Origin of the sequence: Massilia brevitalea, assembly GCF_030711405.1 — a bacterium.
Taxonomy (GTDB): Bacteria; Pseudomonadota; Gammaproteobacteria; order Burkholderiales; family Burkholderiaceae_D; genus Telluria; species Telluria brevitalea.
The window spans coordinates 52,116-64,558 of record NZ_JAULSI010000019.1 but is presented as its reverse complement, the minus strand read 5'-3'; the positions used below and the strand labels follow the sequence as shown (position 1 = coordinate 64,558).

At 68.3% G+C, this 12,443-nt stretch carries 6 protein-coding genes and 1 pseudogene; 1 reads left to right on the top strand and 6 read right to left on the bottom strand.

The window, feature by feature from the left end; translation table 11 throughout:
- Positions 1-4: 4 nt before the first annotated feature.
- The 4 genes and pseudogenes from QWL29_RS13745 to QWL29_RS13730 form a co-directional block, all read right to left on the bottom strand.
- Positions 5-967 (bottom strand): annotated as a pseudogene (locus tag QWL29_RS13745) (aspartate carbamoyltransferase catalytic subunit); the annotation flags it as partial.
- Positions 966-1,493, bottom strand: a complete 528-nt coding sequence (gene pyrR, locus QWL29_RS13740; protein ID WP_305823445.1) for a bifunctional pyr operon transcriptional regulator/uracil phosphoribosyltransferase PyrR — start codon at positions 1,491-1,493, stop codon at positions 966-968. The gene pyrR and the pseudogene QWL29_RS13745, both read right to left, overlap by 2 nt.
- Positions 1,480-1,872 carry a Holliday junction resolvase RuvX gene (gene ruvX, locus QWL29_RS13735; RefSeq protein WP_305823444.1) on the bottom strand — a complete coding sequence of 131 codons (393 nt, stop codon included), beginning with the start codon at positions 1,870-1,872 and terminating at the stop codon, positions 1,480-1,482. Before ruvX ends, pyrR begins: the two co-directional genes overlap by 14 nt.
- 2 nt (positions 1,873-1,874) lie before the next feature.
- On the bottom strand, positions 1,875-2,528 hold the full coding sequence (locus QWL29_RS13730) for a YqgE/AlgH family protein (protein ID WP_305823443.1): 654 nt from the start codon (positions 2,526-2,528) through the stop codon (positions 1,875-1,877).
- A gap of 223 nt (positions 2,529-2,751) precedes the next feature.
- On the opposite strand from QWL29_RS13730, the gene QWL29_RS13725 reads away from it, so the two are divergent.
- Positions 2,752-4,236: a cryptochrome/photolyase family protein gene (locus tag QWL29_RS13725; protein WP_305823442.1), complete on the top strand. Its 1,485-nt coding sequence runs from the start codon at positions 2,752-2,754 to the stop codon at positions 4,234-4,236.
- A gap of 95 nt (positions 4,237-4,331) precedes the next feature.
- Here QWL29_RS13725 and QWL29_RS13720 read toward each other — a convergent pair whose 3' ends face one another.
- Both QWL29_RS13720 and QWL29_RS13715 read right to left on the bottom strand, forming a co-directional pair.
- A complete protein-coding gene (locus QWL29_RS13720; protein ID WP_305823441.1) occupies positions 4,332-10,034 on the bottom strand; it encodes a hybrid sensor histidine kinase/response regulator in 5,703 nt (1,900 codons plus the stop codon).
- A 13-nt stretch (positions 10,035-10,047) separates the two neighbouring features.
- The gene (locus QWL29_RS13715; protein ID WP_305823440.1) at positions 10,048-12,381 is read right to left on the bottom strand and encodes a methyl-accepting chemotaxis protein; all 2,334 of its coding nucleotides are present in this window, start codon (positions 12,379-12,381) and stop codon (positions 10,048-10,050) included.
- Between the last annotated feature and the right edge of the window lie 62 nt (positions 12,382-12,443).

Below are 12,443 nucleotides of genomic sequence, written 5' to 3'. Positions count from 1 at the left end.
AAGTTCAAGCCCTGCCTCCCGCCAAAATACTCATCACTGCCATGCGCACCGCGATGCCGAAGGTCACCTGCGGCAGGATCACGGCCTGCTTGCCGTCGGCCACCGCCGAATCGATTTCCACGCCGCGGTTCATCGGGCCCGGGTGCATCACGATGGCGTCCGGTTTCGCCAGCGCCAGTCGCTCCGGCGTCAGGCCGTAGCTCTTGAAGTATTCCTGGGCCGAGGGCAGCAGCGCGCCCGACATGCGTTCGTTCTGCAGGCGCAGCGTAATGATCACGTCGACGTCCTTCAGGCCTTCCTCGATGTTGTTGAATACGCGCACGCCCATGTGTTCCAGGCCGCCCGGCAGCAGGGTCTGCGGGCCGATGGCGCGCACTTCCGGCACGCCCAGGGTGGTCAGCGCATGGATGTCCGAGCGCGCCACGCGGCTATGCAAAATGTCGCCGACGATCGCCACGCGCAGCTTGGTGAAGTCCTGCTTGTAGTGGCGGATCGTGTACATGTCGAGCAGGCCCTGGGTCGGGTGCGCATGGCGCCCGTCGCCGGCGTTCACGACGTGGATGTCGTTCTGGCCCATGCGGTTCAGGTGCTGGGCGATCAGGTAGGGCGCGCCGGACTGCGCGTGGCGCACCACGAACATGTCGGCATGCATGGCCGCCAGGTTGTCGATGGTGTCGAGCAGCGACTCGCCCTTGCTGGTCGACGAGGCCTGGATGTTCAGGTTGATGACGTCGGCCGACAGGCGCTTGGAGGCGATCTCGAACGTGGTGCGGGTGCGTGTGCTGTTTTCAAAAAACAGGTTGAACACGCTTTTGCCGCGCATCAGCGGCACCTTCTTGACTTCGCGGTCGGAGATGCCCACAAAACTCTGGGCCGTATCGAGGATGTGGTGGATGATCGCCTTCGGCAAACCCTCGATCGTCAGCAGGTGCTGCAGCTCGCCGTTCTTGTTGAGTTGCGGATGATTATGCAGTTTCGGCATTGTCGTCTTCGATGGTGAGCGAGAGTTGGCCGGCGCCGTCGCGCGCCAGCGACAGCGATTGGCCGCTTTGCAGCGCGGTGCGCACGCCCACGAAATCCGGCGCCACCGGCAGTTCGCGTCCGCCGCGGTCGGCCAGCGCCGCCAGCCGGATGCACTGCGGGCGGCCGTAGTCGAACAGCACGTTGATCGCGGCGCGCGTGGTGCGGCCGGTGTACAGCACGTCGTCGACCAGCACGATGGTGGCGCCGTCGACGTTGAAGCCGATGTGGGTCGGCTTCACGTCGGGATGCAGGCCCTTTTTCGCATAATCGTCGCGGTAGAACGAGACGTCGATGAAGCCGAGTCGGTCCTTCAAATCCAGGTCTCCGGCCAGGCGTTCGGCCAGCCAGGCGCCGCCCGAATGGATGCCGACGATGGCGGCATCCGTTACGCCGGCAAGGCCCGTGCGTACCTGTTCGAGCAAGGTGCGGTACAGCGCCTCGGCATCGAAGTCGATGTTAGTTGTTGGCATGGTCGTCAAAGTACTGTTGCAAAATAATGGCGGCCGCTTTCGCGTCGATGCGCTCGCCGCGCTTGGCGGGAATGACAACGGAAGAATAGCGCTCGTCGACCAGCTCGACGGGCAGGTTGAAGCGGCCGTGCAATTGGTTGGCGAAGCGGCGTGCGCGCAGGGTCATGTCGTGCTCGGCGCCGTCGGGATGGCGCGGCTCGCCGACGACCAGGCGCGCCGGGCGCCATTCGTCGATCAGGGCGCCGATCAGCTTGAAGCGGGTGGCGTTGTCGATCGCATCGACAATGGAAAGCGGCTGGGCTTGCCCGGTAAGGGTGTTGCCCATCGCAATGCCGATGCGTTTGACGCCGAAGTCGAATCCAAAAACGATGTCAGGCATTGTCACGCATGGCCGGCCTCGGTGGCGAGCATCATCGGGTCGATGCCAAGCAGTTTGATGGCGGCATTGTAGCGCTCCTCGATCGGCAGGTCGAACAGCACGTGGGCGTCGGCGCCCACCGTCAGCCAGCCGTTGCGCAAGAGCTCTTCTTCCAGTTGACCCGGGCTCCAGCCGGCATAGCCGATCGAGACCAGCATGCGCTCCGGGCCGGTGCCGCCGGCGACCGCCTCGAGCACGTCGATCGAGGTGGTGAACGCCACTTCCTCGGTGACGTTGAGCGAGGACGAATAGCGGCCGCCCGGGCTGTGCAGCACGAAGCCGCGGTCGTCCTGGACCGGGCCGCCGAACATGATCGGCTCGTCCACCACGCCGGAACGCAGGCCATCGGCCACCTTCAGGTCGATGCGGTCGAACAGCACGTCCATGGTCATGTCGGTCGGCTTGTTGATGACGACCCCGAGCACGCCTTTTTCGTTGTGTTCGCAGATGTACACCACCGCGCCGCCGAAGATCGGATCTTCCATGGACGGCATGGCAATGAGGAAATGATTAGCTAAATTCAACCCAGAAGCGGCCGGACCGATGATTCCCAGGGTTTCGCTTCCCTGCGACAGGCCGGCCATGGGCAGAGTGGTGACGACTTTACTCTTTTTCATACGCTGACTCTCTCTTGGCTGACGCGCTGATTGTCCATTAGTATCCAGACCACAACATTAGGTTTTCATTAGTTTACACTGAAACGCCGGGCAGCCACCCGGCAGCGTGGTTTGCGCGCGGCAGGATTGCCAACACAGCGGCCCTGGACGATGGATACAAGAGGAAGGATACAAGCCAGTAAAATAGCGCGTCGCCTTCTACGCCGCGTTGACTGAACACACAATGATTCCAATAAGCAAGTCCTTGGTCTGGTTCCGGCGCGACCTGCGCGCTTTCGACCATGCCGCGCTGCACCACGCGCTGCGCGCCTCGCAGGCCGCCTCACGGTCCGATTCACGGTCTGTCTACTGCGTGTTCGTCTTCGATCGCGCCATCCTCGACGGCCTGCCGCGCGACGACCGGCGCGTGCGTTTCATCCACGCCAGCCTGCACGAACTCGATGCCGAACTGCGCCGGCTGGGCGGCGGCCTGATCGTCAGGCAGGGGCTGGCGCAGGACATCATTCCCGCCCTGGCGGCCGAGCTGGGGGTGGATGCGGTGTATGCGAACGCCGACTACGAGCCGGGTGCGGTGGCGCGCGATGCTGTCGTTGCCGAGGCGCTGGCGGCAAACGGCCGCACGCTACTGGGCTTCAAGGACCAGGTGGTGTTCGAGAAGAGCGAAGTGCTGACGCAGATGGGCAAGGTATATGGCGTGTTCACGCCGTATAAAAACGCTTGGCTCAAGCGCCTGGCGGCCGAGCCGGACGCGGTGGCGCCGTGGATGATCGAACCGCATGCGGCGGCCCTGGCAGCGCTGCCCGAGGTGGCCATCCCGAGCCTGGCGGAACTGGGCTTCGAGGACGGCCCCCTGCCCGCTCCGGCCGGCATGTCCGGCGCCACTGCGCTGTTCGAAAGCTTCCTGCCGCGCCTGGCCGACTACGGCACGGCGCGCGATTTCCCGGCGCAGGCCGGCACCTCGCAGCTGTCGATCCACCTGCGCTTCGGCACCACCTCGGTGCGCCACCTGGTGCGCACGCTGCAGCAGATGATGGCGATGGGGGCCGGCGGCGCCGGTGCGCCGGTGTGGCTGTCGGAACTGGTGTGGCGCGATTTCTACGCGATGATCCTGTCGCACCATCCGCACCTGGCGGAGCGCTCGTTCAAGCCGGCGTTTGACGCGGTGGCGTGGGAGGCGGGGGCGGAAGCCGACGCGCTGTTTGCGGCCTGGTGCGAGGGACGGACCGGCTATCCGCTGGTCGATGCGGCCATGCTGCAGCTGAACCGGACGGGCTTCATGCACAACCGGTTGCGCATGGTGACGGCGAGCTTTTTGGTGAAGGACCTGGGGATCGACTGGCGCTGGGGCGAGCGTTACTTTGCGCTGAAGCTGAACGATTACGACATGGCGTCGAATGTCGGGGGCTGGCAGTGGGCGGCGTCGACGGGGTGCGACGCGCAGCCTTGGTTCAGGATCTTCAATCCGGTGCGGCAATCGGAGAAGTTCGATGCGCGCGGGGAGTTCATCCGGCAGTATCTGCCGCAGTTGGGCAAGCTCGATGCGCGCGATGTGCATGCGCCGTGGCTGGTGCCGGCGGACGAATTGGCGGCGTGCGGTGTGGTGCTGGGGAGGGATTATCCGGAGCGGTTGGTGAAGCATGATGAGGCGCGCGAGAAGACGCTGGCGCGGTTTGCGGTGGTGAAGGCTCTCGCGCAGCCGGACGATTGATCGGCCGTAGTACCGCGTGGGCACAAGTGCCCACCCTACAAGAGCGGGGTTCCGTAGGGTGGGCGCGGCCGGCGTAGGCACTCGTGCCCACGCGGTTACGACACGCCGCCTTCCGCCGGCGGCATCTCCCCACCCAGCAAGCCCGCAATCGCTCCCAATAACACCGGCTCCTGGAACGGCTTGCCGAAGTAGGCATTCACCCCCAGCCCCATCGCGTAGTTGCGGTGCTTGTCCGCCGTGCGCGAGGTGATCATGATGACCGGGATGGCGTGCGTTGCCGCATCGCCGCGCACGTGGCGCACCAGGTCGAAGCCGTCCATGCGCGGCATCTCGATATCCACCAGCATCAGGTCGGGCCGCACTTCTGGCAGCTGCTCGAGCGCGTCGACGCCGTCCTTGGCCAGGGCCACGCGGTAGCCTTCGCGTTCCAGCAGGCGCTGGGTCACGCGGCGCACGGTCAGCGAATCGTCGACCACCATCACCATCGGCTTGTGCACCGCCGGCACCGGGTGCTGCGGTACGTCGACCATCGGCACGGCGGTGCCGGCGTTGCGGCCCAGCGCCAGCGGGTTCAGGATCAGCACGATGTCGCCCGAGCCCAGCACCGTGGCGCCGGCGATGCCCGGCACGCGCGCCAGCTGCGGACCCAAATTCTTGATCACCACCTCGCGGTTGCCCAGCACCTCGTCGACCTGCAGTGCGATGCGTTCGCCGCCGCTGTGCAGCAGCATCACCGGGCGCGAACGCATGCCGGGTTCGAAGGTCCCGCCTTCGCCCAGCAGCGCCGGCAGGTAATGGAAAGGCAGCACCTGGCCCTGCACCTCCAGCACGCCGGCCGCGGCGGCGGCCTGCAGGTCGGGTTCGCGCACCGGCATCACCTGCTCGACCAGGGTCGAGGGCAAGGCGTAGGTCTTGCCGGCGCTGGCCACCAGCACCACCTGCGTTACCGCCAGGGTCAGCGGCAGGTGGATGGTGAAGCGCGTGCCCTGCCCCGCACTTGATGCGATCACCACGCGTCCGCCCAGCGCCTGGGCTTCCGAGCGCACCACGTCCATGCCGACGCCGCGTCCGGCCAGCTCGGTCAGGGTATCGGCGGTCGAGAAGCCCGGCGCGAAGATCAGCTCCGCGGCGTCCTTGTCCGACAGCTCGGCATCCGGCTCGGCCAGCCCTTGCGCGCGCGCCTTGGCGCGGATGCGCTCCAGGTCGAGGCCGGCGCCGTCGTCGCTGAACTGCAGCACGACCTCGTTGCCCTGCTGGCTGACCTGCACCAGCACCTCGCCGGTCTCGTTCTTGCCGGCGGCCGTGCGCGCGGCGCGCGGCTCGATGCCGTGCACGATGGCGTTGCGCAGCAGGTGTTCGAAAGGCGCGGCCATCTGTTCCAGCACGCTGCGGTCGATTTCCACGCCGCCGCCGCGGATATCCAGGTTGACGCGCTTGTCGGTTTCCTTGGCGGTCTGGCGCGCCACGCGGAACAGGCGTTCCGACAGGCTGGCAAACGGCACCATGCGCACCCGCATCAAATCGCGCTGCAGATCGCGTGTCATGCGCGACTGCGCCGCCAGTTCCTCGTTGGCGCCGTCGACACTGCGCGCCAGCGACTCCTGGAACGAGGCGACGTCGTTCACGCTCTCGGCCATCATGCGCGTGAGTTCCTGCAGGCGCGTGAAGCGGTCGAATTCGAGCGGATCGAATTCGCGCTCGCCGGCAATCGACATGCGCGAGGCGATCTGCGATTCGGCCTGCATCTCGACTTCGCGCAGCTGGCGCCGCAGGCGGCCCAGGTTGTCCGAGAAGTCGTTCAGCGCGGTCTTCAGCACGCCCATCTGGTTTTCCAGGCGCGAGCGCGTGATTGAGACTTCGCCGGCCTGGGTCACCAGGCGGTCGAGGATGTCGGCGCGCACCCGCACCAGCGGCGTGCGCGCCTCGCCCTGGGCGTCGGCCGGCGCGGCGGGCAAGGCTGGCAGGATGGGGGCGTCGGCCGCGGCGCCAGGTGCCGCCGCGGCTGGCTCGGCGCCTTCGGCCTCGAGCGCGGCCGGCTTGACCAGCTGCTCGAACAGCACCAGCACCTGGTCGTAGCTGGCCATCAGTTCGTCGAAGGCGCCCGGCGCCGTGGTCCCGGCGTGGACCATGTTCTCGATCTGGGTTTCCAGTTCGTGGGTGTGCTGGCCGATGCGCATTGCGCCGGCCATGCGCGCACTGCCCTTGACCGTGTGCAGGGTGCGCAGCAGTCCTTGCGCCGGCCCCGTGTCGCTCGGATCCTGCTGCCACTGGCGCAGGCCATTGCCGATCTGCGGCAGCAAGTCGGCGGCTTCTTCCAGGAAGACCGGCAGCAGGTCGGGGTCGAGTTCGTCGTGCAGGACGGGCTCGCCGGCCAGGGGCGCAGCGACCGCTGCGTCCAGGGTCACCGGCAGCGCGACGGCTTCGAGTTCCGGCGCGGCCAGGTTGTCGGCGGCGGTTTCCGGTGCACCGGCGGTTTCGGCCTCGGGCTGGACTGCGGGTTCCGGTTCCGGTTCCGGTTCGTATGCAGGTTCGGGTTCCTCCGGCGCAGCGATATCGAATTCGATCGGCAGCTCGATCGGCTCGGGTTCGGCCAGTTCGATGCTGTCGGCGAAGTCGGCTTCGGCCGCGGCCAGCGTGTCGGTGTCGCTGACCGATTCGGCAGCCGGTTCGTCCACCGGAGCGATCGGAGCCGGTGCCGGCGCCGGGCTGTCGAACAGGTCGTCGATATCGAGGCCGAAGAGCGCGTCGATGTCGTCGGTTGCGGCGGCGCCCGCAGGCGCTGCCGCCGGCGCGGGTATCAGCTCCGGTTGCGGGTCGGCCATCAGGCTGTCGTAGGTGTCGGCGAACAGGGCGTCGAGGCGCTGCGCCAGGTCCTGCGGCACGTCGCCGTACAGGTCGTCGGCCTGCTGCGCCGTGAAGCGGGCGCGCAGCGTCGCCAGCGCATCCAGCAGTTCCGGCTGGCCGGGGGCGAGCTCGCCGCGCGCAAAGGTTTGCAGCATGTCGCGCACGCGCGCCAGGACGGCGTCGAGCACGTCGTGCTGGGCGGCGTCCAGCAGCGGCGCCGGTTCGCCCAGGTGTTCGAGCGTGGTTTCCAGGGCCTGGGCCAGGTCGTGCAGGGCGTCGAAGCCGACCGTGGCCGAGGTGCCGGCCAATGTGTGCACCGCTTTCAGCGCGTCGGGCGTAACCTCGCGGCCCGGCTCGTGGCGCCATTCGCCGAAGTCGCGCTCGAGCGTGCGCAGCAGCTCGTCGGTTTCGGCGACATAGATGTTGTACAGCGCCAGCGGGATGTCCAGCTCGCCCACGCGGCGCATGCTGTCGTCCTGCTCCGGCAGCGGCCGGGTGGCCGCCGGCAGCGCGAACACGTTCGTCGGGACCGGCTGGGCCTCGTGCTGCTCCCCCTCGAATTCGGTTTCCGGCGCGGCTTCAGCTTCGGTTTCCGGCGCAGCCTGCAACGCGTCATGCGGCTCGGCGAACGGCTCCGGTTCGGCGGCGGCATCGGCCGGCTGCGCTGCCGGAACGGCTTCAGCCGCCGCCACCTCGTCCGGCGCCTCGTCCTCCACGAAGGCCCCGCCGGCCTGCACCCGCTCGGCCGCCGCGACCAGGCCGACGCCGCTGCGCGCAGACTGGCCGCTGTGGGCCAGCTCGGCCACCCAGGGCAGCAGCTGGGCGTGCGCGTGCGCGGCCAGCGCCAGCAGGTCCGGCGTGGCGGCGCGGCCATCGGCCAGCCAGACATTCATCACGCGTTCGAGCGCGGCGGCGGTGGCGGCGAATTCCTCCAGGCCGACCATGCGCGCACTGCCCTTCAAGGTGTGGAAGGCGCGGCGCACGATGATCAGCGCGTCCTGGGCGGCCGGGTTGGCGTGCAGCTGGGGCAGCGTGCCGTCCACCGTGTCCAGCACCTCGCCGGCCTCGGTGACGAAGATCTCGAGCAGCTCGGCGTCGATGGCGTCCGGCTGGGCGGCTTGCGCTGCCTGCGGCGCCGGCACGGCCGCCGGTGGCGTGGAAACCTGCGCGGCCGGCGCGGCATCATGCCCATTCGCCTGCGCGCCGAGTTGCGCATGCGCCTGCGCCTGCGCCTGCGCCTGCTCGATGCTCAGTTCGCGCAGCAATCCCGCGTCCGCATCGAAGGCAAAGCGGGTCCGGGCGCTGTCGCTGTTCTGGGCCAGCATGTCGGTGAAGAAGCCGAGCACGCCGATGTTCCGGGCGATGTTGTGCAGCGGCGCGGCCTGGGCGGCGACGTCGCCATCGCCCTGTCCCAGCCCGCGCACGGCGTCGCGCACGTGGACCGCGGCGCGCGCGGCCTCGTCCTGGTCGAGGATGCGCAGGGCGCCCTCGATCCCGTGCAGCAGCGGCGCGGCCTGGTCCAGCGCGCCGCGCTTGAGCTGCGGCTGGTCGTAATAATCGTCGAGCAGCTTCTCGACCTGGCGCAGCCCGCTCTTGATCTCGCCGGCCAGCACGGCCACGGTCTGGCTCTGCTGGATGCGGCCGGCCAGTTCGCTTTGCCATGGCGGCGCGTCCGGCGGCGTGGCGCCGGCGGCCAGGGCCAGCAGGCGCTGGCCGACCACTTCGGCGTGCTGCCCGAAGTCCTCGGGCAGCTGGCGCACCTGGTCCAGGCCATGTTCGACGAACAGCATGGCAGCCGCCATCTCCAGCCCGAACTGGTCGCTGCGGCCGCAGGCGATCGAGTCGCTGGCGGCCTGGCCGAGTTCGCGCAGCAGCTGGGCCAGCGCCGGCGCGCCGAGCCTGTCGCTGGCGCCGGCCAGGGTGGCCAGGGCGGCATTGAAATCGGCCTCGCGTGTGCCGTCGGCGTGCACCGCCAGCTGGTCCCAGTCGGACTTCGAGCGCGCCAGCGCTTCCTTGGCTTCCTTCAGCGCGGCCGGGTCGACCCGGCCGTAGCGGCGCTCGGCATAGTTGGCGGGCACGGCGCCGCCCAGGCGGAAGACGCGGCGCAATGCAGCCACCTCGTCCTCATCTTCGTCCCCACCAGTGGGCACGGCGGCAATGAAGAACAGCGCATCGCGCAGCAGCGCATCCGGCAGGCTGGCCTGCCCTTGCGACAGGCGGCGCAGCTGCAAATTGATCTGGCCGAACAGCTGTTTCACGTACAGGTCGGCGGGCAAGGCGCCGCTGCCGACCAGCGCGGCAAAGGCGTGCAGCGCCGTCCAGAAGGTGCGCGCATAGGCGTCGCCACTGGCGGCCAGCGGCGCGATGGCGTCGGCCAGGGCTTGCGCGTGCTGCGGATCGACGCTCTTCAAATAAGGCAGCAGCGATTTTTCAAAACGCGCGCGGCAGCCGGCATAGTCCGGCGCACCGGCATCGGACGATGCCGGCAGGTCCAGCGTGACGGACGTATCCACCACCAGCAGGTCCGACGGGTGCACGCGCTCCGCGCCCAGCAGTTCCTGCAACGCGCGGTAATACGGGAACAAGCGCACCGGCTGCGGCGCGGCGCCGGCCACCAGCTCTTCCAGGTATTCGCCGATCGCGCCATAGGCGTCGCGCACGGTCTTCGCGTGCTCCGCCGTGCAGTCGAGCGAACGGTCCTTGAAGGCGTCGAGGGCGCGCTCGGCGGCGGCGGTGAGCAGCTCCACGCCTTCCACGTCCACCATCTGCAGTGCGCCGTGGGCCTGGTGCAGGTGGGTCTTCGCATGCAGCAGCAGGGTCGGCCGCGCCTCGGGCGAACGCGCCGCGGCGTCGTTCAGCGCGCTGCCGGAGCGCTCGAGGGCATCGCGGATTTCGCCGATCACCCAGGACAACGGGCCGGTATCGAAGGTGCTCGCTGGCAGGGATGAAGTCATGGTCGTCGCTTGCTTATGGGGCCACGCGGAAGCGCGACACCGAGTTTTTCAGTTCCTGCGCCAGCGCTGCCAGCTGGTGGATCGATTGGGCGGTCTGGCGCGTGCCGGCCTGGGTGTGCTCGGTCACCGACAGGATGTGCTGCATATTGTGCGCCACGCCGTTGGCGGACGTCGCCTGCAAGCCGGTGGCGAACGAGATACCCTGGATCAGTTCGGCCAGGCGGTTCGAGACGCGCGAGATGTCGGCCAGTGCGGCGCCGGCCGCATCCGACAGGCGCGCCCCCTCGACCACGCCCTGGGTCGATTTTTCCATCGCCGCCACGGCGTCGTGGGTATCGGTTTGGATGGTGCGCACCAGGGCGCCGATCTGCTTGGCCGCCTCGCCCGAGCGTTCCGCCAGGCGCTGCACCTCTTCCGCCACGACCGAGAAGCCGCGTCCCGCTTCGCCGGCCGACGCCGCCTGGATCGCCGCGTTCAGCGCCAGCACGTTGGTCTGCTCGGTAATGTCGGAAATCAGCTCGGTGATCTCGCCGATCTCCTGCGAGGATTCGCCCAGGCGCTTGATGCGCTTCGAGGTTTCCTGGATCTGCTCGCGGATCTCGTTCATGCCGATGATCGCATTCTGCACCGCCGCCGAGCCCTGCTCCGCCGCCGCCACCGACTGGCGCGCCACGTCGGCCGATTCGTTAGCCGACTTCGACACGTCGGTAATCTCGTTCGCCATGCGCAGGACGGTCGAGGAGGCGTCCTCGATCTCGCGCGACTGCGCCTCGGTGGCGCCCAGCAGTTCGGCGGAGACGTCCTGGGCTTCGTTCGAGGCCTGGGTCACCTGCTCGGCGGTGCCGGTCACGCGCTGCACCAGGCCGCGCAATTCCTCGACGGTGAAGTTGACCGAGTCGGCGATCGCGCCGGTGATGTCTTCCGAGACGGTGGCGTGCACGGTCAGGTCGCCGTTCGCGACGTCCTGCAGTTCGTTCATCAGGCGCAGAATGGCGGCCTGGTTCTGGTCGTTGGTGGCCTTGGCTTCTTCTTCCTTGGCCTGGGCCAGCTGGCGGCTGGCCTCGGCTTCGCGGCGGCGGTTTTCCGCGCCGCGGGTGCGGTTGCGCGAGTCCTGCAGCATGACGCGGCTGATCGAGAAAGCGGTAGCCAGGGTGAACACCGAGGCCGCCACCAGCAGCCAGAACCAGGGATTCGACGAGGACTGCTGCGAGCGGTAGCTCGCTTCCAGCGACGCCACCTGCTTCTTCATTTCCTCATTGTCGCGGTGGATGGTGCGGGCCGCGGCGCGCGCCTTCGAGTAGGCCACCGGGTTGTCGAGGAAGGGCGTGAAGTCCTTGCGGAAGGCCTCGAAGCGCACCTGGATCTGGCGCAGCTTGTCGCGCAAATCGTCGTTGCGCTGGGCAGCGGCGCCGCTCAGCAGGGTTTGCAGGGCGTGCTCGAAGGCGGCGCTGTCGGCGCCGATGCGCACCGCGGCGTCGTCGCGCGGCACGCCGATGGCGAAGAAGCTGTTCGCGCCGCGCGCCAGGCGCTGGGTCAGCATCATCATGCGGCCGATCGCGGCCAGTTCGCGCGCGCTGGCGCCGCGCTCCACGTTCTGCGCCATCAGGTCTTCGGTCAGCACCAGCATCTCGGTGGCCAGTGCGTCGAGCTGCTTCACGCTTTTATCGAAGCCGATCAGCGCGCCCTTCATCTGCAGGATGTTGGCCGCACCGAGCTCGGAAGCGGTCCAGGTGGCGCGCACCCGTCCCAGCAGCGCGCCCTGGCGTCCGCTGGCGCCCGGCACGGTGACGTTGCCGACGCTGCCGCCCGCGCTCAGCAGGCGCAGGTCGCGGTTCACTTCGTTGCGGCTTTCGGCCAATTGGGTGAACGAGTCGGCGTTGCCGGACAGCGCATTCGGCGCAGCCTTGCCGACGCGCTGCGAGTGCAGCTGCACTTCGCTGGCGACCTGGATCTGGGCAGCGACGCGGGCGTTCACGTTGGCGTTCTGCCACATCCCGAGGATGGTCAGCAGGATGCCGCCGCCAAAGGCGACCAGCAGGATGCGCAGCTGGCGCGGCAGCGACAGGTGGCCGATCAGGGGCAGACTGAGGTTGCTTTCTTCCTCGTCGTCGGCGCCGGCGGCGCCGGGACGCACCAGGTGGCCGAGGCGGCGCATCGCATCGCCGGCCGAGCCGGAAGCGGCTTCGGCGGCCGGGGCGGGGGCAGCCGCAGCGGCGCCCAGGATTCCCCCGCCGGGCAGCGCCAGCGCGCCGCCGGCGCCTTCACCGAACTCGGTATCCGGCGACGACAACACGGTTTCGTCTCCGGCCTTGCCCTTCGACAGAAAATTCAACGACATGATTCCCATTGCGGCTCCCTGGTCCAGCGGGTTGATTGTTGTTGTAATAAATGAGTACTTGCGGTGTTCTT